This is a genomic window from Tautonia plasticadhaerens (genome assembly GCF_007752535.1).
In the GTDB taxonomy this organism is placed as follows: domain Bacteria; phylum Planctomycetota; class Planctomycetia; order Isosphaerales; family Isosphaeraceae; genus Tautonia; species Tautonia plasticadhaerens.
The window spans coordinates 3,724,359-3,749,831 of record NZ_CP036426.1 but is presented as its reverse complement, the minus strand read 5'-3'; the positions used below and the strand labels follow the sequence as shown (position 1 = coordinate 3,749,831).

General features: G+C 73.7%; 23 protein-coding genes. 13 read left to right on the top strand and 10 right to left on the bottom strand.

The genetic code is table 11. The annotated features are described in order from the left end of the window. Nucleotides 1-375: 375 nt before the first annotated feature. From ElP_RS14905 to ElP_RS14870, 8 genes are all read left to right on the top strand, one after another. Nucleotides 376-1,926: an ABC transporter substrate-binding protein gene (locus tag ElP_RS14905; protein WP_145270557.1), complete on the top strand. Its 1,551-nt coding sequence runs from the start codon at nucleotides 376-378 to the stop codon at nucleotides 1,924-1,926. A gap of 43 nt (nucleotides 1,927-1,969) precedes the next feature. Continuing rightward, nucleotides 1,970-2,593, top strand: coding sequence for a hypothetical protein (locus ElP_RS14900; protein WP_145270555.1), 624 nt, complete (start codon nucleotides 1,970-1,972; stop codon nucleotides 2,591-2,593). 33 nt (nucleotides 2,594-2,626) lie between these two features. Further along, nucleotides 2,627-3,304 (top strand): hypothetical protein, encoded by a 678-nt coding sequence (locus ElP_RS14895; RefSeq protein WP_145270553.1) that lies wholly within the window; start codon nucleotides 2,627-2,629, stop codon nucleotides 3,302-3,304. 67 nt (nucleotides 3,305-3,371) lie between these two features. Continuing rightward, a complete protein-coding gene (locus ElP_RS14890; protein ID WP_231749727.1) occupies nucleotides 3,372-3,968 on the top strand; it encodes a hypothetical protein in 597 nt (198 codons plus the stop codon). A gap of 572 nt (nucleotides 3,969-4,540) precedes the next feature. Continuing rightward, nucleotides 4,541-6,535, top strand: a complete 1,995-nt coding sequence (locus tag ElP_RS14885) for a thioredoxin-like domain-containing protein (protein WP_145270552.1) — start codon at nucleotides 4,541-4,543, stop codon at nucleotides 6,533-6,535. A 375-nt stretch (nucleotides 6,536-6,910) separates the two neighbouring features. Then, on the top strand, nucleotides 6,911-7,873 hold the full coding sequence (locus ElP_RS14880; RefSeq protein ID WP_145270550.1) for a sigma-70 family RNA polymerase sigma factor: 963 nt from the start codon (nucleotides 6,911-6,913) through the stop codon (nucleotides 7,871-7,873). A 188-nt stretch (nucleotides 7,874-8,061) separates the two neighbouring features. After that, nucleotides 8,062-8,982, top strand: coding sequence for an aminotransferase class IV (locus ElP_RS14875; protein WP_231749725.1), 921 nt, complete (start codon nucleotides 8,062-8,064; stop codon nucleotides 8,980-8,982). 4 nt (nucleotides 8,983-8,986) lie between these two features. Next, nucleotides 8,987-9,889: a hypothetical protein gene (locus ElP_RS14870; protein WP_145270548.1), complete on the top strand. Its 903-nt coding sequence runs from the start codon at nucleotides 8,987-8,989 to the stop codon at nucleotides 9,887-9,889. Here the strand turns inward: ElP_RS14870 and ElP_RS14865 are convergent. The 4 genes from ElP_RS14865 to ElP_RS38105 form a co-directional block, all read right to left on the bottom strand. After that, on the bottom strand, nucleotides 9,770-10,831 hold the full coding sequence (locus tag ElP_RS14865; protein WP_145270546.1) for an ABC transporter permease: 1,062 nt from the start codon (nucleotides 10,829-10,831) through the stop codon (nucleotides 9,770-9,772). The two genes, ElP_RS14870 and ElP_RS14865, sit on opposite strands and share 120 nt — an antisense overlap. Before the next feature lie 96 nt (nucleotides 10,832-10,927). After that, a complete protein-coding gene (locus ElP_RS14860; protein ID WP_145270544.1) occupies nucleotides 10,928-11,758 on the bottom strand; it encodes an SMP-30/gluconolactonase/LRE family protein in 831 nt (276 codons plus the stop codon). A 135-nt stretch (nucleotides 11,759-11,893) separates the two neighbouring features. Next, complete coding sequence (locus tag ElP_RS14855) at nucleotides 11,894-12,925, bottom strand: ABC transporter ATP-binding protein (RefSeq protein WP_145270542.1); 1,032 nt, start codon at nucleotides 12,923-12,925, stop codon at nucleotides 11,894-11,896. Between the two features lie 177 nt (nucleotides 12,926-13,102). Beyond that, nucleotides 13,103-15,244: a DUF6798 domain-containing protein gene (locus ElP_RS38105; RefSeq protein ID WP_197446995.1), complete on the bottom strand. Its 2,142-nt coding sequence runs from the start codon at nucleotides 15,242-15,244 to the stop codon at nucleotides 13,103-13,105. A 247-nt stretch (nucleotides 15,245-15,491) separates the two neighbouring features. Between ElP_RS38105 and ElP_RS14845 the strand changes: the two genes are divergently transcribed. The 5 genes from ElP_RS14845 to ElP_RS14825 all read left to right on the top strand — a co-directional run bounded on the left by ElP_RS14845 (nucleotide 15,492) and on the right by ElP_RS14825 (nucleotide 19,372). Continuing rightward, a complete protein-coding gene (locus tag ElP_RS14845) occupies nucleotides 15,492-16,400 on the top strand; it encodes a MotA/TolQ/ExbB proton channel family protein (protein ID WP_231749723.1) in 909 nt (302 codons plus the stop codon). A gap of 85 nt (nucleotides 16,401-16,485) precedes the next feature. Further along, nucleotides 16,486-16,962, top strand: a complete 477-nt coding sequence (locus ElP_RS14840) for an ExbD/TolR family protein (RefSeq protein ID WP_145270540.1) — start codon at nucleotides 16,486-16,488, stop codon at nucleotides 16,960-16,962. Then, nucleotides 16,959-17,483: an ExbD/TolR family protein gene (locus ElP_RS14835; protein WP_145270539.1), complete on the top strand. Its 525-nt coding sequence runs from the start codon at nucleotides 16,959-16,961 to the stop codon at nucleotides 17,481-17,483. Before ElP_RS14840 ends, ElP_RS14835 begins: the two co-directional genes overlap by 4 nt. Further along, nucleotides 17,480-18,244 carry a hypothetical protein gene (locus tag ElP_RS14830; RefSeq protein WP_145270537.1) on the top strand — a complete coding sequence of 255 codons (765 nt, stop codon included), beginning with the start codon at nucleotides 17,480-17,482 and terminating at the stop codon, nucleotides 18,242-18,244. Before ElP_RS14835 ends, ElP_RS14830 begins: the two co-directional genes overlap by 4 nt. A 42-nt stretch (nucleotides 18,245-18,286) precedes the next feature. Further along, entirely contained in the window at nucleotides 18,287-19,372 is a 1,086-nt protein-coding gene (locus ElP_RS14825) for a vWA domain-containing protein (RefSeq protein WP_145270535.1), read from the top strand. 341 nt (nucleotides 19,373-19,713) lie between these two features. Here ElP_RS14825 and ElP_RS14820 read toward each other — a convergent pair whose 3' ends face one another. The 6 genes from ElP_RS14820 to ElP_RS14790 form a co-directional block, all read right to left on the bottom strand. Next, nucleotides 19,714-20,136, bottom strand: a complete 423-nt coding sequence (locus ElP_RS14820; RefSeq protein WP_145270533.1) for a hypothetical protein — start codon at nucleotides 20,134-20,136, stop codon at nucleotides 19,714-19,716. Continuing rightward, nucleotides 20,126-21,220 carry a DUF1559 domain-containing protein gene (locus ElP_RS14815; RefSeq protein WP_145270531.1) on the bottom strand — a complete coding sequence of 365 codons (1,095 nt, stop codon included), beginning with the start codon at nucleotides 21,218-21,220 and terminating at the stop codon, nucleotides 20,126-20,128. Before ElP_RS14815 ends, ElP_RS14820 begins: the two co-directional genes overlap by 11 nt. 326 nt (nucleotides 21,221-21,546) lie before the next feature. Next, a complete protein-coding gene (locus ElP_RS14810) occupies nucleotides 21,547-22,785 on the bottom strand; it encodes a molybdopterin molybdotransferase MoeA (RefSeq protein WP_145270529.1) in 1,239 nt (412 codons plus the stop codon). A gap of 100 nt (nucleotides 22,786-22,885) precedes the next feature. Further along, nucleotides 22,886-23,086: a hypothetical protein gene (locus ElP_RS14805; protein WP_145270527.1), complete on the bottom strand. Its 201-nt coding sequence runs from the start codon at nucleotides 23,084-23,086 to the stop codon at nucleotides 22,886-22,888. 165 nt (nucleotides 23,087-23,251) lie between these two features. After that, nucleotides 23,252-24,055, bottom strand: a complete 804-nt coding sequence (locus tag ElP_RS38100) for a hypothetical protein (RefSeq protein WP_197446994.1) — start codon at nucleotides 24,053-24,055, stop codon at nucleotides 23,252-23,254. A gap of 135 nt (nucleotides 24,056-24,190) precedes the next feature. Next, nucleotides 24,191-25,270, bottom strand: a complete 1,080-nt coding sequence (locus ElP_RS14790) for a DUF1559 domain-containing protein (RefSeq protein WP_145270522.1) — start codon at nucleotides 25,268-25,270, stop codon at nucleotides 24,191-24,193. Nucleotides 25,271-25,473 lie beyond the last annotated feature (203 nt).

The following is a 25,473-nucleotide window of genomic DNA, read 5'->3' as shown; positions in this document are numbered from 1 at the left end:
GGTCGCCCCTGGCTCGATCGCCCGACCGGCCCGATCCGGGTCGATCCTCCTGGGATCGATCCGCACCGGCCCGGGTCACGTGCCGCGTCGCTCCGGTCAACCATCCCCCCTCATATCGGAGGGTGCCCGGCCGTGCCTTGACCTCCTCTGGGCCGGGGCCGTGCCGGCTCCCGGTCAAACTAGGCGGAATCGACCACAGGGGCGACGCCGGCCCCCCGGCCGGCCCGGGGGCTGGGCCCGAGGCCCGGGGCGGTTTGACCGGCCCGCCGGGGGGATTTACCATGATCCGGGAGGAACGTCCGGGGCCCTCCGGCCGCGATTCGGCACGCGGCGAGCAGGTCCCGGTCTGTAGCAACCAAGGGGCGGGCCCGGAGCATGGGGCGACAGGGCGATCGGGCGGCGGCGGTCGCGCTGGCGGTCGGGTTGATCGCGGCGGCGTCGGGGTGCGGTCAGCGGGGCTCGACGGCGACCGGGCCGGTCGAGCCCTACCGGGGGGTCGCCCTGCGCGTCGCGGTCCTGGGGGATCCGGGCCTGGCCGAGGCGATCGACGACCGCCGGGGGGAGTGGGAGCGCAGCCGGGGCGGCTCCGTCTCGATCGACGCCCGGACGGAGGCAGAGGCCGACGACCTCGACGGCGTCGACCTGGTCGTCTTCCCCGGCGACCGGCTCGGCGCCCTGATCGACCGGGGGGCCCTGGCTCCCCTCCCCGACTCCCTCGTCGCCCCCCCCGAGCCCGACGACGACCGGGACGCCGACGCCGACGCCGGGGGACTCCCCGGCGAGGAACTGGCCTACGACCAGGTCGCCGAGCCGTACCGCGAGCAGGTCTCGAAGTACGGCGGGGAGCGGGTCGCGCTGCCCCTCGGCGGCGCGGCGCTGGTGCTCGTCTACCGGGCCTCGGCGCTGGAGGGGGAGGCGATCCGGGCCGAGGCCGAGGCCGGGGGCGTCTCGCTGGACGTGCCGGAGACCTGGGAACAGCTCGACGCCCTGGCCCGGTTCCTCGACGGCAAGGACTGGGACGGCGACGGCCAGGCCGAGTCGGGGATCGCCCTGGCCCTGGGGGGGGACGAGGTCGACCGGCTCGGCGCCGAGACGTTCCTGGCCCGGGCCTCCGCCCTGGGGCTGCACCGGGACGATTTCTCCTTCCTGTTCGACCCCGACTCGATGGCCCCCCGGCTGACAAGCCCCCCGTTCGTCGAGTCGTTGGAGGCCCTCGTCTCCCTCGTCGACTCCGGGCCCGAGGGGATGGCCGGGTTCGACGCCGAGGCGGCCCGCTCGGCCTTCCGGTCGGGCGAGGCGGCGCTCCTGATCGACCGGGCCGACCGCGCCTCGACCTGGCTGGAGCCCGACGACGAGGCCGAGCTGGGCGTGGCCCGGCTGCCGGGCTCCCCGAAGATGTTCGAGACGCTCCGCAACGCCTACGACGAGGCCGACCCGCCCAACCGCCCCGGCTACCTGCCCGGCGGGGGCGGCTGGCTGGTGGGCGTCTCGGCCTCGTCGGCGGCCCCCGGGGCGGCCGGCGACTTCGCCCGGTACCTGATCGAGCCCGAGACCGCCTCCCGACTCCGGATCGACCCGAGGGTGCCCACGATCCCCGTCCGGACCCCGCTCATCGGCCAGGGCCCGGCGCAGGCCCGGGACCTGCCGGGCCTGAGCAGTCGAGACTGGTCCGACGCGGTCTCGAAGACGTTCCTGGCCGACCGGGTCCTCGTCGGCCTCCGCATCCCCGGGGCCCGGGAGTACCTGGCCGACCTCGCCCGGGCCGTCGCCTCGGCCTCCTCCGGCGAGGAGGCCCCGGGCGACGCCCTGGAGGCCGCCGCCGGGGCCTGGGATGCCCGCACCGATGGACTCGGCCGGGATCGGCAGGCCTGGCACTACCAGCGGAGCCTCAACGCGTTCTCGACCGCCGACACGCCGCCCCGATGAACCGTCGGCGGGCTGGACCGTCGCACGGGAGGACGAACCGACCATGACGCGAAGGCTGATCGACCTGACGCTGCTGGCGGCGATCGCGGTCGGCGGGGTGCTGGCCTGGCGGTCGAACCGGGAGCGGGCCGACCTGCAATCGACGGCCGACCACCTCGCCGAGGAGGCCGGCGAGCTCCCCCTGACCGACCCGGGCCGGATCCACCTGACGGCGCTGGAGACCGGCGACCCGATGCACTTCGCCTGGCGGATCTACGTGCCGGCCTCGGGCTCCTCGGTGAGCCTCCGGTCCCCCGGCGGGTCGTTCGGCGCGGGCTGGAGTGGCATTTCTCCCCTGGAATACGTCGGCCGGGTCCGGTTCCGGGAGGGGGAGTCGGGGCTCCTGGAGTTCTACTCCAGCGTCGGTTCGGGCGGCAACACCGCGAGCCTCGGCGACGAGGCGATGGCCGACCTGCTCCGGGGCCGCTGGGACGAGATCCGGGTCGACCGGGCGGGCGAGGGGGAGCTGGTCGTGCCGGAGGAGGGCGAGACAACGGTGCTCCTACGCCTGAGCCTGCCGGAGGACCTGGCCGAGGAGGCCCGACGCCTCCCCTCGATGGGAGGCTGGCAGCAGGTCCTGCCCGACCTGTTCACCCTGGAGATCACCCCGAGGCCCGCGAAACCCTGAACCGATCTCCGATGTTCCTCGGGAGGACGAGCGGTGTCATCACGACCAGCGCCGAGACCGGCCGAGACCGGGGACGACGACCGGCCGGCCGATCGGCCCCGAGGCCCGCGATGGCAAGTCGGCGTGAGGTCGCTGGTGCTGCTGGTGGCCGCGGTCGCCGTCTGGACCTCGTACGCCGTCGACCGCAATCGGATCGCGACGTTGGAGCGTCGGATCGCCCGAGACCGGCCTCTGGTCCGGGAATTGGTGGTGGAGGACCCGCGGCGACTCGCCGCGGTGAAGCGGGAGACGACCTGGCTCGGCGAGAACCGATGGGAGTTCTACCTGCCGGAGGGCGGCCATCGCCTCTGCCTGGCCACCCGCGAGATCCCGCAAGCCGGCCTGGCGGCCGAGGGGGCGTCGCTCCCCCTCCGGCCGGGGCGGCATGTGGTCGTACTGGAGACCGTCGACGGCGCCCCCCTCCAGCGCGTCGTCGCGACCCTGGACGGCCGCCATCGGCTGGAGCTGGAGAAGCCCCACGCGATGGGCTACGGCTCCGAGTCCCCGGCCGATCAAGTCCCCTCGGCACCCCCCGATGTCCCCCTGGTCCTCCATCGCCTCCGCTACAACCAGCCGCTCGGACAAGGCCGATCGGGCACCCCACCGGGCCCCACCGACGGCATCCTCCTCTGGATCGAGCCCGAGCCCACCCCCCTGCCCTCCGATCCCTGACCACGCGCCCGATCCACGTCCCAGACGCCCGGACCTCCATCGTTCGCCCTCCGATTGAGCCTGCCCCATGACCGCCCCCGACGCCGAGCCCGACGAGGAGGAGGCCGCCTCGCTGGCCTCGGTGGAGACCGAGATCCGGCAGATGCTCGGCCTGTTCGACGCCCCGTCCTTCGCCCGGAGGGGGCAGGACCTGGAGTCGTCGCTCTCCCGCCTGCACGGCCGATGCTCGGCCGCGAGGGCGGGGATGCTAGAGTTCGTCCACCTCCGTCTCCGGCAATGGGCCGCCGTGGCGACCGGGCAGGACGACTGGTCGGACGCTTTCGACGGCCCGGTGGCCGACCTCTGGACGCTCAGCGGCTCGAAGGAGCCCCCCCGGTGGGCCGACCAGCCCGCCCCGGGCCGGAGGCGTCGGGCCGTCGCCCGGGACCTGGCCGCCAGCGTCGAGCGGTTCAACCGGCGCTGGGCCCGGTTCGTCGAGGAGCTGGACCTGGGGCCGGTCAATCGGAGGATCGAGGACTACAACCGCTATTACGTCCTGGAGAAGGAATGCGCCCTGGGCTCCCACCGGATCGCCGCCCGGCTGTTCCGGCCCGTCGACCCGCTCTCGGCCGACGACCTCCTCGCCCGCCACCCCCCCTTGCCGACGCCCCGGCCGATCTCGTAGGGCGGGAGGCACGTCGGGGGCGGCGAGCGGGCTCGACCTGTCGGATTTACATCGCGCCTCGGCGGGCCAGCAACCCCGGCCTCGCCGGGGGCCGGGCCTCGCCCCGAGAATCGTCCTCCCGACCCCGACCGAATCTCGTTTGACCGCCTGGACTTGTGCGGATCGGGGCGGCTCCCCGGCCCCGACCGCGGGACGCCCGGGAACGGCGATTGCTCAGGGGAGGACCCCGAGGCGGAGGGCGACCGGATCGCCCGGGGACGCCGGGACAGGGCGGGCATCCCGCACGACCGGCACGACCGACCGGAGTCGGGGGGCGGGCGGCTTGACCCGGACGCCCCGGGGTGCCGAACGAACGAGAGGATGGAGATGCCGGTCATCCCGTCGCCGGAGGCCGATCGAGGCCGGGGGCGATCGGGGGGACGCCGGGGCCCGGAGAACGGAACGGCCCCGAGGGAGGCGCCCCGGCGGGGCCGGCGTCGGGGGATCGTTCGGACGAGCGATCGACCGGATCAGTGGAAGTGGAAGCCGAGCGGATCGGATCGCCGCTCGAACGGGGCCAGAGGATGATGGAGATGCCGATGCCTGCCGTCCGTTCCCGGCCCGCGGCCCTCGCCGCGACCGCCCTCGCCGCCGCCGCCGTCGCTCTGCTCGGCCCGGGATCGGGCCGCGAGGCGAGGGCCCAGCAACTCGACGTGGCGAACATCCTGAAGGAGAACCGCCCGGTCCAGCGCGGGGTCGAGTACGACACCCCGGCCGACCCGGCCGAGATCTCCTCCTGCACCTCCGAGGTCCTCCCCGCCGGCCGCTCCGGCGCCGGGGTGAAGGGGGTGGCCGTCGTCATCCGGGACGGCCAGGGCCGCACCCTCCGCCGCTTCCTCGACGTGAGCGGCGACCGCAACATCGACCAGTGGTGCTACTACAAGGACGGCTTCGAGGTCTACCGGGACGTCGACTACGACGACGACCGCAAGATCGACGAGTCCCGATGGCTGAACACCGCCGGCACCCGGATCGCCGTGATCGAGGGGGGCAAGATCGCCTCCTGGCGGCGGCTCTCGGCCCAGGAGGCGAGCAAGGTGCTGGTCGACGCCCTGGTGCTCGGCGACCACGCCCTGCTGGGCACCGTGATGGCCTCGGCCGACGAGCTGGCCGGGCTCGGCCTGCCCAAGGGCCTGGTGGAGCAGGTCCGGGGAGAGGCCGCCGGCCGCAAGGCCGCCGTCGACGAGCTGTCGAAGAAGCTCGGCGGCTGGGGCTGGACCAACTCGACCGCCTGGCTGCGGTTCGACGCCGACATGCCCCACCTGATCCCCGCCGACGCGTCCGCCGGCCTGAAGGACGACCTGCTGCTGTTCGAGAACGCCGTCGTCTTCGCCGGTTCCCCCGACGGGATGGGGGATCTGGGCAAGGTGGCCTACCTCCAGGTGCCGGAACTGGTCCGCGTCGGCGAGGCCTGGAAGTTCGTCGGGCTGCCCCGGGCGTTCAACCCGGATCCCTCCGAGGCCGAGGTGATCGCCGCCTATGAAGGCATCCGCTCCTGGCTCTACCGGGAAGGCGGCGCCTCCGGCGCGATGGCCTCCCAGGTGAGCCCCGAGCTTGAGAAGGCCCTCCGGGCCCTGGCCGACTTCGACGCCCAGGCCGTCGCCGTCTTCGCCGAGGGGGACCAGAAGGCGATCGCCTCGTACCACTACGAGCGGGTCCGGAAGCTCCGGGCCGTGATCGTCGCGGCGCCCGAGGCCGACCGCGTCGAGTACGAGAAGGAGGCGATCAACAGCCTGGCCGCCGCCTATCAGACCGGCGACCCGCAGGTCGGCCCGGCCACCAAGAAGGCGCTCGACGACTTCGTCAAGGGGGGCGGCCCGCTGGCCTCCTACGCCGCCTTCCGCCTCATCCCGGCCGAGTACAGCCTCCGGGCCGCCAAGGACCCCGACAACCTCGTCGAGGCCCAGACGCAGTGGGTCGAGGAGCTGGGGGCGTTCCTGGAGGACTACCCCAAGTCGGCCGAGGTGCCCGAGGCCCTCTTCCAGCTCGCCAGCATCAAGGAGTTCAACGGCGCCGAGGACGAGGCGAAGGCCGTCTACTCCCGGCTCGCCGGGGAGTTCCCCGACACCTCCTTCGGCCGCAAGGGGGCCGGCGCCCTCCGTCGCCTGGACTCGGTCGGCAAGCCGATCGCCCTCTCGGGCACCGGCCCCGACGGCCGGACGGTCGACGCCTCGACGATGACGGGCAAGCACCTGCTCATCCTCTTCGGCGCGAATTCGTCGCAGCCGACCCAGCGGGAGCTGCCCGAGCTGGCCCGGCTGGCCGACCGCAAGAAGGACGCACTGGCGGTCATCGGCGTCAGCCTCGACGGCGACCACGAGTCGGCCCGGGCGTTCGCCGAGGCGTCCCCCTGGCCGACGATCGTCGAGCAGGGCGGCCTCGAAAGCCGGCTGGCCGACGAGTTCGGGATCATCTCCCTGCCGACGATGATCCTCGTCGACCCCTCCGGCACGGTCGTCGACCGCGACGTCCGCTCGGCCGCCGAGGCCGAGGCCCAGCTCGACGAGGCGCTCGCGAAGAAGGAATAAGCGGATCGCCCTCGACACCTCCCCCGTACGCCCCGCCGTCGGCCCGGCCGACGGCGGGGCGTAAGCCATTTCTGGCCGACAAGATCCGCCGCAAACGGATTAAATCCGCCGGATCGACGTATTTTTGGCTTGACTCTCCCCCTGATCCTTGACACTCTAATTTGGCACGCGACGCCTCTCCCGAACCTCCCCGCGGGTCGGTGACCCCGAGGAAGACGACGGGACCGGGGCGAGTGCCCGAAGGGCGAGGGGGATTCGACGCCGAATCCCGCCCCGAAGGACCCGGCCGTTCCTGCCCGGCGACCCGGCCCGGGCCGACGACCCACGTCACGCGGTGGCCCGGTAGCGGCCACCCCCGGTCGAGGACGAACCACCATGATCGACAGCGTCCGAGTTTCGGGCCGCCCCGCGCGGCAGGACCGTCGGGGGCCCCGCACCTCGAGCCCCCGGAGTTCGCCCCGGCCCTCGCCGCGGCACTCGCCCCGGAAGGAGGGGCAACCAAGCCGGGCGGAGTCCCGGGACCTCTGCAGCCGGGACCTCGGGGACGAGCCGCTGCTGACGGCCGAGCAGGAGCGGGCGCTGGCCGAGGCGGTCGCCCGGGGGGACACCGAGGCCTTCCACCGCTTCGTCCGGGCCAACCTCCGGCTGGTCGTCGCGATCGCGAAGCACTTCCGCGGCCGGGGGCTGGACTTCGACGACCTGATCGGCGAGGGGAACCTCGGGCTGATCCGGGCGGTGAGGCAGTTCGACCCGGGCGTCGGCGTGCGGTTCTGCACCTACGCGTCGTACTGGATCAAGGAGTCGATCCGCCGCGCCCTGAACATCGACGGCGCCCCGATCCGGCTGCCCAGCTACATGATCAGCCTGCTGACGCAGTGGCGCAGGGCCGAGCAGGAGCACCTCCGCCGGCACGGTCGGCCGCCGACCCGGGACGAGCTGGCCGAGGCCCTCGGGCTCGACGAGTCCCGCCGCAAGATGGTCGAGCAGGCGCTGCTGACCCACCAGTTCCTGCCCGGGGGCTCGGTCGAGGAGTCGATGGCCCTGGAGGAGGCCGCCGCCGACCAGGAGCGGCCCGAGGCCCCGGTCGAGGCCCAGGACCAGGCCGGCGTGCTCCGGGGCCGGCTCGGCCGGCTCGACGAGCGGGAGTTGGCCATCATCTCCCGGCACCTCGGCCTCGACGACGAGATGCCCCAGAGCCTCGGCCAGATCGCCCAGGGGCTGGGGATCACCCGGGAATGGGCCCGGAAGCTGGAGATCCGCGCCCTGCAGAAGCTCGGCGACCGCCTGGAGGGACCCCTCCTGCCGGCCCCCCGGGCCCTCGCGGGCTCCGCCCCCTGAGCCGGGCCGGGGGACGCGTCGCCGGCCCCCGGGCCGGGCGAGGCGAGTCCCGGATCCGCCGGGCGATCGGCCCCGGCCGGGGGGGCGTCGGCGACGCTTGCCCCGCCCCCCGCCCGGCGGGTATCGTGGGCGGGATTGACCGGGACCGACCCCATCCACTCCTCCCGCCCGAGCGTTCGAGAGCCCCCATGCCCATCGAGCCCCTGGCCTGCCTCAACGGCGATCGGATGCCGGCCTCCGAGGCGAAGGTCCCGATCTGGGACCGAGGCTTCCTCTTCGGGGACGCCGTGTACGAGGTCATGCGCCTCTACTCCGGCCGGATGTGGTTGGAGGCCGAGCACCTGGCCCGCCTCCGCCGCAGCCTGGGCGAGATGCAGATCTCGGGCGTCGACCTCGACGCCCTGGTCGTCCGGATCCGCGAGACGATCGCGGCGAGCGGGGTCCGGGAGGGGACGGTCTACATCCAGATCAGCCGGGGCGTGGCCCCCCGACGCCACCGCTTCCCCGAGCCGGGCACCCCGCCGACGGAGCTGATCGTCGTCGGCCCGTATGACGACGCGGCCACCGCCGAGCTGCGGAAGGCCGGCGTGCCGCTGGTGAGCCGCCCCGACCTGAGGTGGCGGCGCTGCGACGTGAAGTCGGTCAACCTGCTGGGCAACGTCCTCGCCAACGAGGAGGCCCACCGGCTCGGCTGCATGGAGGCTGTGCTGGTCGACCGGCACGGGATGGTGACCGAGGCGACGCATTCCTCGCTGTTGTGGGCCCGGGGCGGGCGGCTCGAAGGCACCCCCGAGGGGCCGGGCATCCTGCCGGGCACCAGCCGGGGGTTCCTCCTGACGCTGGCCGAGGCGCTGGGCCTCCCCTTCGCCGAGGCCGAGATCTCCCTCGACGACCTGAAGCGGGCCGACGAGGTGATGCTCAGCGGCACGACCCTGGAGATCGTCCCCGTCACGCAGATCGACGAGGCCCCGATCGGCGACGGCACGCCCGGCCCGGTCGCCCGGAGGCTCGTCGAGGGCTTCGCCGAGGCGGTCTCCCGGTTCCGGGAGGGCCGGGAGCCGGCCCCGGCCGGCTTTCCCGCCGGGTCCGCCACCCTCGGGAGGGCCTGAGCCCTTGGACCCCTCGACCAGGACCCCCGAGGCCGAGGCCGGGGCCGAAACCAACGCCGGGGCCGTGGCGACGATCGCCGCGACCGAGGTCGTCTCCCCCTCCGGGGAGTCGCCCGGGGAGCCGCTCCACCCGCTCGACGCCCACGCCATCCGGGCCCCGTTGCCGAAGTCGGCCGGCATCTGGGCCGTCGTCCTCACCGAGGACGAGGCGAAGGCCGGGGCCGTCGCCGAGGGCCTCCGGCGCCTGCTCGGCGGCCGGGGCCGGCCGATCAAGGTGGTGGTCGAGCCCTACCGGCACGAGTCCCGGGCCGATCGGCTGGCCCGGGCCCTCGACGGCGCCGACCTGCCGATCGTGCTCGTCACCTCGGCGACCGAGCCCTGGACCGAGGCCCACCTGAGGCCCCTGCTCGACGCGATCGACCGCTGCGACCACGTCCTCGGCCGCCGTCGAAGGTCGCTGCCGGGGCGGATCCTCCGCTGGCTGGCGGCGTGGCCCTGGGCCCTGCTGTTCGCGATCCCGCTGAAGGACGTGCACTCCCCCTGCCGCCTGCACCGCCGGGAGGCGCTGGAGCTGCTGCCCCCGCAATCGGCCTCCCGGTTCCTCGACGTGGAGCTGCTGGCCAAGGCGTCCTTCTTCGCCCAGCTCGTGGACGAGGAGGACGTGCCCCCCCTGCCCGACTCGCACGGCCCCCCCGGCTTCTGGGGGGACTTCGTCGACGTCTTCCGCAAGCCGGTCATCCGCCGGGAGCCGGTGCCCGAAACCGGGCCGGCGCCCGACGCCCCCCCGTCAGCTCCACCGGAAGATCCGGAGGGCGACCAGGAAGCTGGCGACGGCCCAGGCGCCGAGGACGATCAGGTTCGGCCCGACCTCCAGGATCCCGGCCCCTTCGAGGACCACCCGTCGTAGGCCGTCGACGAGCTGCGTCAGCGGCAGGAGCTTGATGAACGGCAGCATCGCGTCGGGGAACCGTTCATACGAGAAGAAGACCCCCGAGAAGAGCCACATCGGGATCATCACCAGGTTCATCAGCCCGCTGACGGTCTCCGTCGTCTGCGCCCGGCTGGCGATCAGCAGCCCGATCCCCGCGAACGCCAGGGCCCCGACCACGTCCATCAGGACCACCAGCCCGAGGTTCCCCCGGACCGGCATCCCGAAGCCGAAGACGCCCAGGCTGAGCAGGATCAGCAGGTCCGGGATCAGGAAGGTCAGCCGCGCCCCGAGCACGGCGAGCAGGAAGTTGCGGCGGGGCATCGGCGTGGCCTGGAACCGCTTGAGCAGCTTGCCGATCCGGAAGTTCACGAGCAGGAAGCCGACCCCCCACAGCCCCCCCCCCATCGCGTTCACGCCGATCAGGCCGGGGATGAGGAAGTCGATGTAGCGCGAGCCGGGGTCGTCGACGATCGACTCGGTCGTCTCGGCCACGTCCACCCGGCCGAGGGCCCGCTGATAGGCGTCGTCGAACGCCGCCCGCGCGGCGAGCGCCTCGGGCCGGGTCGGGTCGTATCGGTATTCGACCGCATCCGGGCCCGTCGATTCGACCACCAGCGGCGTCTGCCCCCGCTGGAGCCTCAAACTCGCCTCCTCCGGCCCGATCAGGTTCATGACGACCCCGACCCTCCCCCCCTCGGGGGCCGCCGCGGCGCCGAGCAGGCCGAAGATCGTCCGGGCCTCCCCCGAGTCGACGACGTCGACGACCACCGTCTCCGGCTCCCCCCCCGAGTTGAACGCCAGGCCCAGCACCACGGCCAGGACGATCGGGAAGCCGTAGACCCAGAAGATCCGGGCCGGCTGCCGGTAGAACTCCCGGAGCCGGGCGACGTAGAGCTGCCAGAGGGAGGAGCGGGGCATGGTGAGGGTCGCTGGGAGGGAGGGGGCGTTGGGAACGCGATTCCGTCCGGGCACGCCGGGATCTGCCGTCCGATCGAGACAATCCAAGGGCCGATCCTACTCTTCCTTGAACCCTACGATCGGCTTCATCTCGTCGAACGTTCGATTCGGCAGGAGCCAGCGGACTCGACGGCCTTCGGCCGTCATCTCGACCCTGGCAACGCCATGCCGCATGCCCAGGCAGATCGTACCCGACGGGGCAACGACGATCGAGTTGGGATCCAGCCAGTGCCAGAAGGCCTGGTCGAGCAGGATCTCGATCTCCGCCCGGGATGGATCGACCCGGAGGAGCCGATCGAAAGTCACCACGAGCAACGTCCCATCGGTATCGAGCGTGGCGGCCTGGGGCAATTGGCCCAGGTCGACGATCTCCTCGGCACTCCAGCGGCTCCCGGGTTCGCGAGCGATCCGCAGGAGCCGCCCCCGGTTGACATCCCCGTGAGCAAGCCCTTCCAGGGCGAAGAGGCCGGGCGCCGTCCGGATGAAGCCCTCGACCCAGGCCTCCGCGATCCGATATCGGTCGGTCCCGTCGGCCGAGAACCACCAGAGCCCCGCCCCGAATTCGCCGCCATTGAACGCGACGACCCAGCCGTCGGCGACCTCGACGCGGAATCGCCTGCCCGCCAGCCCGTCGCGGGATGAGCCCGGCTCGATCCGGAACGGAAGCCCCCCGAAGACCTCGATCGCCTGGTTCCGCAAGGCTACCCGGGGGCGACCGTCGCGGAGCAGCACGACCCATTCGTGCTCGATGTCCTGTTCTGCGGCAACCCCGCGTTCGGAATCGATCTCGGGCGGGGCGGTCGCGATCCAGTCCTCCAGGTCGACGGGGATCTCCTCCCCGTTTCCCACTATCGGGAGGAGGACGACCGCAGCGAACGTCCAGGCCATGCGCACCATGCTCGTACTCCACAGCTCCCGAAATCGAAGCCCGAAGGAGCAATCGCCCCCCGACAGGACGGTAAAGCCGTTGCCACAGTGGGCGAACCGGTCCATCGACGAGCACCTCTCCTGAATGCCCCGGTTTCACCCCGCCCTCGACCTCCTCCGTCTCCCCCGGCCGTTGGCGGGGGCCTCGCCGCCGTTGGCGGCCTCGGGGCCGTCGTCCCGGAGGTGTCGGCCGGTGAGGTCGACGAAGACGTCTTCGAGGCTGACGCGGCGGGTGGTCAGTCGGAGGAGCGGGCGGGCCTGCTGCTCCAGCAGGGCGAGGAGGGCCGGGATCGCCGCGTGGGGCTCGACGACGGAAAGGGCGTAGCCCTCGCCTTCGAGCCGGGAGGAGGCGACCGTCGGCAGGCCGTCGAAGGAGGCCGGGTCGGCCGGGGGGCCGTCGCCGCCGAGGCTGAACTCGACGATGTGCTCGCCGCCGAGCCGGGAGATCAACTCGTCGGGGGCGCCGAGGGCGATCACCTTGCCGTGGTCGACGATGGCGATCCGGTCGCAGAGCCGCTCGGCCTCGTCCATGTAGTGCGTGGTCAGGACGATGGAACGCCCCTTCTCGCGGAGGCCCCGGACCACGTCCCAGAGCTGGCGGCGGGCCTGGGGATCCAGGCCGGTGGTCGGCTCGTCGAAGAAGAGCAGTTCCGGGTCTCCCACCAGCGCCAGGGCCACGGCGAGCCGACGCTGCTGGCCCCCGGAGAGGGTCTCGACGTAGGTGTCGGCCTTGGACTCCAGCGACACCAGCGGCAGCAGCGAGTCGGGATCGGGGCCCGATCGGTAGAAGCTGCGGAAGAGGCGGAGCAGCTCCCGGACGGTCATCTTCTCGGGGAACCGGGTCTCCTGGAGGGTGACGCCGATCCGCTCCCGGATGTCGTCGGCCTCCGCCTCCCAGCGCCGGCCGAGGACCTCGACCTCTCCCTCGGTCGGCTCGTTCAGCCCTTCGAGGATCTCGACCGTGGTCGTCTTGCCCGCGCCGTTGGGCCCGAGCAGGCCGAAGCACTCGCCGGGGAAGACCTCCAGGTCCAGGCCATCGACCGCCGTCACCGGCCCGGTGCGGCCGGGGTAGACCTTGCGGAGGCCCCGGACGAGGATGGCGTGCGAGCCGGGGGCGAGGTCGGTCATGGCGGGGGCTCGGTGCGGGTCGATCTCGGGTTCGGGGCGACGCGACGGCCGGCCCCCTCGGGAGGGGACATTCTAGCCGGAGGATTTCGGGCCGCACACCCGGGGGGCGGGGAGGGGACCTCACGCAGAGGCGCAGAGACTCGGAGAAGAGAGGGAGGAGGAGCGACGATCAGGCGTTCAATCGACGGCAACCCGGTCCTGCGGTGGCATTCGCCCCCGTCGGGCCAGGGCGGGGATCGGCCCGGGCCTGGCCTCGTCGCGGAGCCGGTAGATGGCATACCGGCCGTCGACCCGGAGCAGTTCGAGCGGCGAGGCCGGGTCGGGCGGCCCGTCGGGGGCGGCGGCGAGGACGTGGTCGGCCCCCTGGCGACGGGCGAGGGCGGCCCGATCGGCGTCGGACATCTGCTGATAGCGGCGTTCCAGGGCGTGGCGGTCGGAAAGGTAGGCGAGGGCGAAGGCCTCGGTCGGTCCGTCGAAGGCGACGTGGTCGGCGAACCGGGAGGCCCAGTCGGCCAGGCCGGTGGCGTCGTACGGGCCGGCGGCCCGGTTGAAGGCGACCTCCCGGCGCGACCAGAGGCGGAACGTCTTCGGCCCCGGAGGGCCGACGAACCGGGCCGATTCCGGCGTGTGGGCCCGGGCCCAGAGGGCGAGCCGCTCGACGTCGTCCGTGGGAGACTCCCCGAACCGGCACCGGCTGATGAGCGCCTCCCGGGCCGCCCGGTAGGCGGGCGTTCCCTCGGGCGGCAGCAGGGCGGCCAGCAGGGCGAGCGCGGGCACCGTGTAGGAGACGGCGGCCAGCCGGAGGGCCCGGCCGATCGTCCATCGAGGGGCGGCCCATCGGCGTCGGATCCCCCAAAGGGCCACCGCCAGGACGATCCCCCCGAGCAGCGGCCACTGGCCGGACTCCGGGTCGTGACGGGCCAGATACGCCAGGCCTACGACGAGGACCACCAGGCCGGCGATCGCCCCGGGCCCGGCGTCCGACCCAAGACCCCTCACCCCGTCCCTCTCCCCGCGAGCGGGGAGAGGGGGTCCGAATCCGACCCTCGCCCCCGTCTTCGGGGGAGAGGGTGGGCGCAGCCCGGGTGAGGGGGCCGACGACGGGGCGTCGAGCCGGGCGTCCGACCGCAGTCCCCTCAGCTTGAGGGCGAGCCGATCCCCCAGCGAACAGGCCAGTTCGGCCAGCACGGCGACGACCATCGAGCCGTCGCTCCCCAGCCCGGCAACGAGCAGGCAGCCCCGGAGCGTCCCGGGCAGCCCCCCGGCCCGCCAGTGCGACCGGACCCGCTCCGCCACGAGCACCAGGCAGAGCCCCCGGGCGATCGTCGCCATCCGGAACGGCTGGAAGACGGTGACCCGGGGGTCTTCGAGCACCTCGACCGCCACCCAACTCGTCGATAGCCCGAGCAAGAGCAGGCCGAGCAGGGCCGACAGTCGGAGGCGTTCGATCGAGATCGGCCGGCCGTTGGCGAGGAGCGTCAACCCGGCCAGCGCCGGATACCCGAACCAGGCGAGCCACTGCATCCCCCGCCAGAGCCCCGGCAGCATGTGCTGGGGCCCCTGGACGTGGAAGCTCAGCAGGCGGAACGTCTCCGGGTCGAGCCCGTCGAACAGGGCCGATTTCTGCGGGGCCTGGATCAGGACCGTCGGCAGCAGGGCGAGGCCCAGCGCCCCGATCCCGAGCCAGGCCGATCGCCGACCGACCCCCAGCGTCCCCGGCCGGATCAGGCAGGCCACCCACCCGGCCCCGAGCAGCATCCCGAGCTGGATCCCCACCGACGGGTGTACCAGCCCGGCCAGGCCGATCAGGGCCGCGCCGCCGATCCCCCCCCGGCCCCGGACGAACCCCGAGAGCGCCACCCAGCCCAGGCCGAAGCCGATCAGGCGGTCCAGCAGCATCGGCTCGAACAGGTGGTTCGTGCCGACGTTGCCGGCGTCGGCCAGCAGGACGAGGGCGACCGTCAGGATCCCGGCCCACTCCCCCGACCCCGGCCAGGCGGCCCTCGCCAGGGCCCGGAGGCCGACGCAGGTCACGGCGAAGGTGGCCGCGTAGAGCAGGAAGAGCGAGGCGGGCAGGCCGATCAGGCGGCTCGGGGCGTCGAGCAGGGCGAGGTAGCCCCGGTGGGGGTTGAAGGCGTCGAAGGCGCGGACGAAGGGGTCGTCGGCGAAGACGGCCGGGTCCTGCCGGTTCAGGAGGATCGGCAGGCGGTAGGCCTGGTCGCCGTCGAGGGACCGGTAGCCCTGCAGGGTCAGGGAGAGGCCGAACAGCAGGGCGTAGGAGATCCGGGCGGGTGCGGGCCTGGGCGATCCGTCGGGCATGGGGCGATCCCTCCTGGCGGCGGAGTGTGCCCGGGATCGCCGGGGGGGTCAAGGCCCGATGGGGGGCGGCGTAAGCCGGGAAGACGCGAACGATTCTGCCGGCCCGACCCCGGGCCGGCCGGCCGGCCGGCGTTGTCGGTCGGGGGGGGAATGGTCTACCATGAAGGGATTAGGGCGGGCCGGCGGCCGGACCGAAGCGGCGTCGCCGGGGCCCGCGAGACCGATCGAGCCGAGCCGACGACCCGCGGTGGACCTACCCGTGCCCCGATTGCCCCGCTCTCGAACCGGCCGGAGCGCCCCGACGGCGGCCCTGGCCCTGCTGCTGCTCGCCGCGACGGCGATGCTCGCGCCCCCGTCGGCCCTGGCCCAGGAGGGCGAGGCACCTGCGACGGCGACGGCCGAGGGGGGGGGCGGCGGGTTCGACACGTCGTTCCTGCGGCTGATGATCACCTCGACCGGGCCGATCGGCGTGGTCCTGCTCCTGATGTCGTTCTACCTGATCGCGCTGGTCGCCTGGATGTACTTCGAGTACCGCCGGGTCAACGCCATCCCCGAGCGCCTGACCAGGGACCTGGGCACCCAGCTCATGCAGCGGCAGTTCTCCTCGGCGTTCGAGCGGGTGAGCGGGGACCCGTCGTTCCTGGGGCGGGTGCTCACGGCCGGCGTCCGCAAGCTGCCGGGCGGCCAGCCGGCGGCGGTCCGGGCGATGCAGATGGTCAACGACGACGTGACGATGGAGATGGAGCACCGCACGGCGTACCTCGCCACGGTCGGCACGCTCGGCCCGCTGATCGGCCTGTTCGGCACGGTCTACGGCATGATCGTCGCCTTCCGGGCCATGTCGGCCGCCGGCCAGCCCGAGGCGAGCCTGCTGGCCGGCGGCATCTCGACGGCCCTCTTCGCCACCCTGATGGGCATCGGCGTGGCGATCCCGGCGATCACCTTCTACGCCGTCTTCCGCAATCGGATCTCCCGGCTGTCGCTGGAGGTGGAGCTGGCCGCCGAGTCGCTGCTGGAGCAGTTCGCCCCCGGCGTCCGCCCCCCCCACCCGCTCGCCCCCGGGGGGGGCGGCGGATCCGGCGGCGGCCCCATGCCGATGCCCCCCCAGCCCCCCCCGTTCCGGACCTCGCTCGGCGGGCCGAAGGAGGGGGAGTGATCCCGGGCCGACGGCCCGGCCGCCGGCCACCGCCCCCCGTCCCCGGTGATCCCCCATCGGCCCCCGCCCCCGGACCGGTCCCACCATGCCGAGACGAGACCGACAGGGCACCGACCCCTACCGCCTGGACCTGAACCTGACCCCCCTGCTGGACGTGGTCCTGCAATTGATCACGTTCTTCATGATGCTCGTCCACTTCGGCACGGCGATCGAGGCGGCCGAGCGCGAGGTCCGGCTGCCGGTCGCCCCCTCGGCCCTGCCGGGGGCGATGACCGTCGAGGACCGGATGGTCGTGGTCGTCGACGAGGCCGGCACCCTGATCGCCGGCGGGCGGGCGCTCGACGCCTCCCGGGCCCCGGGCTGGTGGGGCGAGCAGGCCCGCAGGCGGCTCCGGGGGACGGCCTCGCTCGGCGACTCGGGGCAGGAACTGCCGACCCAGGTCATCGTCCGGGCCGACCGCGACGCCCCCTACGGCTCCGTCCGCTCGACCCTGGCCGAGGCCCAGCGGGCCGGATTCGCCCGCTTCAGCCTGGTGGTCCTGACGGAGGAGGCCGCCCCATGACCGGCCCCGACGGCACGCCCGCCCCCAGGCCCCGCAGGAGGACGCCCGAGGAACCCTTCGAGTTCCCGGTGGCCCCCATGCTGGACATGTCCTTCCAGCTGCTCGCCTTCTTCATCCTCACCTTCCAGGCCCCCACGGGGGAGAGCCGGATCGACCTGTACCTGCCCTCGGCCCCGGCGGCCCTGGTCGCCGCCCCCGACTCGGCCTCGACCGGCCGGAACCGCCCGGTGCCGGGGGCGACCTCCGACCTGGAGACGGACCTGGTCGTCCGGGCCGAGGCCGACGAGCTGGGGGACCTCGTCTCGCTCTCCCTCCAGGGCTCCGACGTGCCCGACGCCGACGCCCTGGCGGGCCGCCTCCGCCGGTATCGCGAGCAGCTCGCCGGGGAGCCGGTGAAGGTCCGGATCGAGGCCGACGACCGCCTCCGGTACGAGGAGGCCGCCCGGGTCATCGGCGCCTGCTCCGCCGCCGGGGTCGACTCCGTCCGCCTCGCCGGATCGGCCTCGGAGGCCGGGCCATGATCGGCCGCCCGACCCGGTCCCGGCTCCTGGGCCTGGGCCTCGCCCTGGCGCTCTGGGCCCCCGGCCCCCCGGGTCCGGCCCCGGCCCGCGCCCAGGACGACGCCCCGCTGACGATCGCCGACCTCGACTCCTACCGGTCCGCCCTCCGGCCCGACGACCCCGACGCCCCCGCCCCCGAGCCGGTCGCCTTCGCCGACCTCTGGGGCCGTCCCGGCGACTTCCTCGGCCGCCGGGTGGCGATCGAGGGCCGCGCGGCCCGGCGGTTCCGCCAGCCGGCGGTGGGGGAATACCCCCCCCTGGTGGAACTGTGGCTGGCCGACCGGGCCGGGAACCCGTCCTGCGTGGTCTACCCCGAGCCCGAGGGGGGCGACCCCACCCCGCTGGGGGCGACCGTCCGGTTCCCCGGCACCTACCAGAAGCGGCTCGAATACCGGGCGGGAGACGAGCCGAGGCTCGCGCCGCTGATCGTCGGCCCGGGGCCCCCGGCGGTCCTCCGGGGGCCGTCGGGCGGCCCGGCGAGGGGCCCGTGGCGGCCGGTCGGGCCGTTCCGGGGGGTGGACTGGCTGGTCGGGGCGATCGTGGCCGCGGCGGTCGCCTCGGCGATCCTCCGCCAGGCCCTCTCCCGGCCGAATCCGAGGCGAAGCCGACGCGAGCGGGCCGACGTGGAGGGCCCGCCCCCCCGGTTCGTCGACGGGCCGGCCGACGCCGACCCCTATAATGGGCCGGGCCCGCCCGACGGCCCGCCCGGCGACCCGTCGTGACCCGGATCGCACCGATTCGAACCGACCGAGGCCCTTCCCACCATGCCCCGGACCGTTGAACTCGGCCGATCGCCGCTGACCGACCTCCGGGCCCTGGCCAGCTCGGCGGCCTTCCACGGCCTCCTGCTGCTGGCCTGCTCGCTGCTGGTCCTCCAGGCCGTGCTGCCGGGCCGGGACGACGACGAGCCGCCGGGCCTGGTGGGGGAGCTGGGGCCGGTCGACAACCGGGCCTCCTCCGGCGTCGCCCCCGGGGGCGGGCCGCAGGATCTGGGGGGCACGCTCACCGCCGAGCAGATGCAGCGGCTCGGTGCCGCCCCGGCCGTCGAGGCCGCCGCCAACCCCGACGACCTGGCCGACTCCCTGGTCGACGAGATCCTCGCCCTGCCCGCCGCCTCGGATCCCTCGGCCGACCCCCTCCCCCTGCCCGAGCTGCCCGGCATCGGCGTCCTGCCCGGCCCCGGCACCGGGGGAGGGGGCGGCGAGGGGGGCGGCTCCGGCGGCGGCCGCGGCGAGGGGATCGGCGCCGGCACCGAGTTCTTCGGCGCGAAGGAGCGGGCCACCTCGTTCGCCTACGTCATCGACCGCTCCGCCAGCATGACCAACCGGGGCTCGATCGACATCGCCAAGCGGGAGCTGCTGGCCAGCCTCCGCCGCCTGCCGCCCGACGCCCGCTTCGGGGTCATCTTCTACAACGAGAAGCCGACCCCGTTCCTCGACGCCTCGGGCAACCCGAGCCTGATGCCCGCCACCTCCGGCAACAAGTCCCGCTTCGAGACCCGCCTGGCCGCCACCCCCGCCGACGGCGGCACCAACCACGTCGACGCCCTGATGGCGAGCTTCCGGATGCACCCCGAGGTCATCTTCTTCCTCACCGACGCCGACCAGATGACCGACCGGGAGGCCGAGCTGCTCATCGAGTCCGCCGGCCGGATCCGCATCCAGGCCATCGAGTTCGGCATCGGCCCCGACACCGGCCTCTCCGTCCCCCTCCGCACCCTGGCCAACGCCACCGGCGGCTCCTACCGCTACATCGACGTGATGACCTTCCCCGCCCGGTTCGCCGCGCAGCCGGTCCCCGAGCCGGAGCAGGAGCCGGAGCCGGCCGCCGGGGAAGGGCCCGTCCCCTAGGCCTCCCGCACGGCCCGCCCTCGGCCCGCCTCCCGGGCCCCGATGCCCCCCGATCGTCGCGTCCCGGCGTGCCCGCGCGAGGGGACGCCTCCGGGCGACCGATCGACGGCCAGGACGGACGCGGACGGGCGATCCGGGGACCGTCGGCGAGGGCACGCGCGGCGACGCCCCGCACCGAGATCATCGGGGAACGGCGGAGTTGCAGTCAGGGGTAATGGGCGAATCGGCGGGGAGTCGGGGGAGCCGTCGGTCACCGACCTCGGGGCCGGGGCGACGCGCGGCGAGCCCCGGGCTCGGATGCCTCCGATCCGGGGCTCGCCGCGCGTCGCCCCGGCCGCCCGTCAGTGCTCGGGACGCTGGTCGAGCATGAAGTCGCGGAGCGCCTGGCGGGCCGACTCCCAGTCACCGCCCCGGGCCTCGGCGATCATCCCGGTCAGGGCGTCGTGGGCGGCGTCGGGCAGGCGGTCGGCCTGGTTGAGCTGGTCCAGCGTCGCCGCGTTGCGCTCGAGCTGGCCGGGGTCCTGGAGGCTGACGGCGGTGTAGAGGGCGTCGATGGTGGTGAACGCGTCCTCGTCGGGGCCCATCGCCGGCGCCCGGCCGCATCCGGCGATCGCGGCCAGGCAGAGCACCGCGGCGGCCGCCCGGATGGCGAGGCGGCCCGTGACGATCGCCTCCCCGGCCCCGGGACGATCGCCGCGGCGACGGGGAGACGCCGGGAGGACCGGCCCGGGGGCCCCGGTCGCCGATCGGCGGTCAATACTCATCGTGGATGACCTCGCTCCGGTTCCGGGTCGAGAGGGCGACCCAGGTGTTGGGGTGGATCGACTCCTTGACGAACCGGACGGAGCCGTCGCCGAGCAAGACGTTGGCGCCGCCGGGGTGCTCGGCGAACATCTGGTCGGTGTGGCCGAACGGGTGGTTCGGGGCGTGGATGATGACGTTGGGGTGGTCTCGGACGTCGGGCCCGCTGTGCGCGGCCACGAGGTTGCCACCGCTGTTCGGGTCGGACGGCCATCGGGGGCGCGGAGGGGTGCAGGAGAAGGGGACGACACCCACCCAGGTCGAGTCGCAGAGGATCGAGGACTTCTCGCCGAGGAAGATCGTGTTCGACAGCCCGTCCCGGACGCCGGCCACCCTCGTCCGCGAGTTGCGGTAGAAGGGGCCATCGATGACGTGCGGCTCGGGGGCGTTCGGAATCGGTTCGGGGACGTCGAAGTCGTAGGAGTAGGCCGTGGTCCGCCCCCAGGGCTGGTTGATCCCGGCGTTGGTGACGTAGTGGCTGCGCGAGAAGGCGATCCCGGGGGAGAATTCCCCGCCGTCGTTCGGCGCCCCCGAGTCGCCGTTGGTGTAGCGGTGCAGGGCGAAGGGCTCGTGGTCGTCGGTCACCGAGGGGCAGAGGAACGCGGCCAGCTTGGTCCGAGCCCCGGTGGTATTGTCGGGCGCCCAGCAGGGGAGGTCGGCGTTGAAGGCGTCGAACAGCGGGGCCTGCTCGGCATGGGGCAGCAGCAGCATGCCCCAGGCGAACCCGGGGGTCGTATTGATGTTCTCGTCCGGGTAGCGGACCCCGAACGCCGTCCCCACCGCCCGGGGATCGCCGACGTAGGCCGGCGGGAAGACGCCGAGGGCCGACTCGTAATTGTGCAGGGCCAGGCCGAGCTGCTTGAGGTTGTTGGTGCACTGGGCGCGTCGGGCCGCCTCCCGGGCGGCCTGGACCGCCGGCAGCAGCAGGGCGATGAGCACGCCGATGATCGCGATCACGACCAGCAGCTCGATCAGCGTGAAGCCCCCCCGCGTCGGCGGTCGACCGGCCCCCCCGCGTCGCCCCGGCCGTATGCCTGATCCCGGCATCCAAGCACCTCTGGTGTCCATCACCCCTCCTTCTCACCTTGGCTCGCCATCCGACGGTGATCGAATTTCACGATTCGGTCATCCTACCGACAAAACCAATTCGAGCAAATCGGTTTTTTTGGTTTCCCAAAAAATCGAAGGAGGGGGTTTCGGATTGCGTGACGGGCATGCGTCCTGATCGATCCCTCGGGCCGGCGGGCGGCCCGCCTCGCGGGGTGCCCCGGAGCGGTGTCGGGGGCGGCCCGGCCCGGTCATGACGGCATCGATCGAAGGGTCCTGGATCCGGGCTCGGGCGCCTTGACGCGGCCACCGGGCGTCAATCGGCCTCAATCGGGCCGGGGCAGCGGCAGGAAGGGGACGGGGGTGCCGGGCTCGTAGTCGCGGTCGCCGGCCTCGAAGGAGGCGAAGCCGTCGGCCGTCGCGACGGTGCGGAGGTCGGCGGATCCGGCCCAGTCGAGGGGCTCGACGGCGGGGCCTCCTGGCTCCCCCCGGTCGAGGAGCCGGGCCGGGTAATAGGTGGGGCGGTCGCCCCGGTGGGAGAAGGGCTTGGAGAGGCGGGCGGGGATCGCCTCGGGGGGCTCGGCGCCCAGGCCACGCAACGCCTTCAAGGCGGGGGCCACGAACAGGAGGAAGCCGACGACGCCGCTGACCGGGTTGCCGGGCAGGCCGAAGACGAGCGTGCCGGGGCGGCCGTCGGCCCTCGGCGGGCCGATGCCGAAGAGCAGGGGCTTGCCGGGCTTGAGGCGGATCTTGTGGAAGACGGCCGTCATGCCCAGCTCGGCCAGGGTGCCGGGGACGAGGTCGAGTTTGCCGGCCGAGACGCCCCCGGTGACGAGCAGCACGTCATTCGCCAGCCCCCGGGAGAGGACGGCCCGGAGGGCCTCGGGCACGTCGGGGGCGATCGGGGCGACGTCGGGGAGGCCGGAGGAGGCCCGGACGAGCCCTTCGAGCACCGTCGCGTTGCTGTTGCGGATCTGGCCGGGCCCGGGGACCTGATCGGGGGGGACGAGTTCGTCGCCGGTCGAGGCGATCGTCACGACGGGGCGGGGGGCGACCAGCGGGTCGGCATGGCCGACCGAGGCGAGCAGGCCGAGCTTCACCGGGTCGAGCCGGGCGCCGGGGGAGAGCAGGCCCTCGCCCTGGCGCATCTCCCGGCCCCGGGTGAGGCGGCCGGCATCGGGGGAGACCGGCTTGCGGGGGGAGAGCAGGACGCGAGCCCCCCGGCGATCGCTGTCCTCGACCATCACGACGGCGTCGGCGCCGTCGGGCATCGGGGCGCCGGTCATGATCGCCGAGCACTGCCCGGGGCCGAGGGACCGGGTCGGGACCCGGCCGGCGGTGATCTCCTCGATCACCTCCAATTCGAACGGGACGGGGCCGGCCAGGTCGGCGGATCGGACGGCGAAGCCGTCGAGCAGGGCCTTGTCGAAGGGGGGGAGGTCCCGGTCGGCCGTCACGGACTCGGCCAGGGCGCAGCCGAGCGCCTCGGACAGCCCGACACGGCGGGGCGGGAGCGGGGCGGCGTGGTCGAGGACGGCGCGGAGGGCTTCGGCGACGCTGAGCATGGGGGGGTGGGGGCGAGGGCGAGGCGGGGTCTGGCCGGGATCTCGGGCGATGACGGGGCGGCTCGGCGAGCCCCCTCGGGGGGCTCGTCGTCGGCCGCGATCACGGGGGGAACTGGCCCTGGTTGGACCGGTAGTAGTCGGCCGATTCCTTCATGACCTTGTTTTGCTCCTCGGAGCTCAGGGAGGGGGCTACGGTCCCCGGCTCCCTGCTCTCGCCGCCGCATCCGGGCTGCGAGGCCAGGCCGAGTCCGGCCAGGCCGAGGAGCACGACACGCAATCGGAACGATCGGACGCCGGACATCGATCGCCTCCTGGGGAAGAGACGGGCCCCCGACGCGGGTCGCGCGACTCGGGAGACCACATCGGATCATGACGGACCAAGGCCCGCCGGATCAAGGGCCGGGCCCCGGGTCGATCGGGATCGTCGTCGGGCCGACGAGCCCGGCCGGGGGACGATGCGAGGGGGTCAATCCGCGACAGGGGGGGGGGCTGGTCCCGGCTTCGGCACGGGCTCCCGGGCGGCGGCGGCGATGCAGGCGGCGATGGGGATGGCCACGGCCAGCCGGCCGAAGAGGCGGGCGGTCGGGGAATCGGGCAGCGGTTCGGACATCCTGACCAGGGGGAAGGCGACGGCGCCGCCGACCTCGTAGAGCATCGTGCCGACGATCGCGCCGAGCAGGCCGCCCAGCAGCGCCCGGGCCACCCGGCTCCGGCCACCGAGGCCGATGCCGAAGGCCAGGCCGGCCAGGGCCCCCGGCAGGATCCAGTAGCCGGCATGGAAGAGCATGGGCAGGATCAGGTCGTCGGAGTCGCGGTCGATGAGACGATGGAAGGCCGGGATCAGCCCGAAGCAGGAGCCTACGCCCCCGGCGCCGCCGAGGGCCAGGCCGAGCAGGCCGGCGCCCAGGCCACGGCGGATCGATCCCCGGGCCAGGCCACCGGCGACCCCGAGCAGCAGGCCGAGCAGCGCGCCGAGGCTGCCGAAGGCGATGGCGGCCCGCTGCCGCTGGGCCGCCAGGATCTCCCGGGCGTTCGCGGCGGTCGCCTCGGCGTCGCCATAGGCGGCGACGAGCGGGACTTCATAGCGGTCGTGGACGGCCTCGCCGATGCCCCAGGAGCCGACCGCGGCGATCAGGCCGGCGGCCAGGCAGAGGGGCCAGGACCGGGAGGAGGCCGCGGGGGGGGCGCCGGCGTCCGGGGTGGGATGCGGGGCCGGTCCGCCCGGCGGCCCCGCGACCTCGGCGGGTCGGTCGGGATGGCCTGGGGTCATCGCTGGGGTCGCTCCGGTGTTCATCGGGTCGACTGAATCGCCCCCTCGGCAACAGGCCAACTCGCGCGGACTTCCTCCCAGGGTCGGGCCCGCCGAGTGGGCCCGACCCTGGGAGGAAGTCCGCGCGAGCCCGCATCAGAACTGGTCGGCGCTGACGACCTCGCCGCCGTTCCTCGTGCCGAGGGACCACCAGATCCGCATCTCGATGGTGTCCTTGACGAACTTGACGCTGCCGTCGGCGAAGCCGACATTGACGCCGCCGGGATGCTCGCTGGTGGCGACGGTCATGTTGGTCGCGTCGGTGCCGCAGCCGGCGCACCCGAAGCGGCAGGAGCTCCAGGGGTGCTGCCGGGAGTTCGGGGTCACTACGGTGTCGAAGAGGGTCGCCCCCGGGGTGGCCCAGCCCCACCGCGTGCCCCGGGTGTTGGCATATCGGCTGTCGTCGCCGGTCATCCAGGTCTGGGTGCAGGCCTGCATTGCGGCGATCACGGCGTCGGGGTCGCGGAAGACGTTCCCCTGCCAGGCCTCGCCGGGGATGCCGTCGACCCCGGTGACGGAGTTGCGGCGGTTGCCCCGCCAGGTGGGGCGGCCGACCCAGGGCTGGCCGGCGCCGACGAGGGCCTCGGAGGCGGCGACGGTGTTGCTGGTGCCGTCTCGGATGGACTGGATGCCGTAGGCCAGCAGGGGGACGAAGACCCCGCTGCCCGGCGAGAAGCCGGTGGTGGTGGCCCCGGTGCTGAAGTGGTAGTTGTTGAGCTGGAAGAACCCGGCCTCGCCGTCGGAGGGGCAGAGGAAGCCCGCGACCCGGGTGTTGAAGACGGTGCTGTTGGCCGAGGTGCCCGACGGGCAGATGCCGTCATACCAGGGGGCGAGGTCGAAGTTGATGGCGCCGTAGAGCGGGACCTGCTCGATGAAGGGCAGGAGCATCGCGTGGGCGCTCCAGTTGTTCCAGGAGTACGACGGGACCGCCGGGTTCTCGGCCGCCGCCGCCTCGCAGAAGCCCCGGGAGCCGCCCAGGGGGAAGACGCCGTGGGTGGAATGGTAGTTATGGATGCCCAGCCCGATCTGCTTGAGGTTGTTGGTGCACTGGGCGCGTCGGGCCGCCTCGCGGGCCGCCTGGACGGCGGGCAGGAGCAGGGCGATGAGCACGCCGATGATGGCGATCACCACCAGCAGCTCGATCAGCGTGAAGCCACGTCGAGATGCGTCGCGCATCGTGGACCTCCGCGAATGCCTTGGGATCGGCGAATGGAGTGGAGTGTTGATATCGAGACATGGGATCGATCCAGACCCCTGGTGGATCGGGAACCCTGGAATCGATCCCGGGATTGTAAGAGCCTTGTGAAGCCGCTGTCCACGGATTTCGGAATTCTCGTGAAAAGTTCGGCACACCGCACGGCACTCGGGCCCGCATGGCT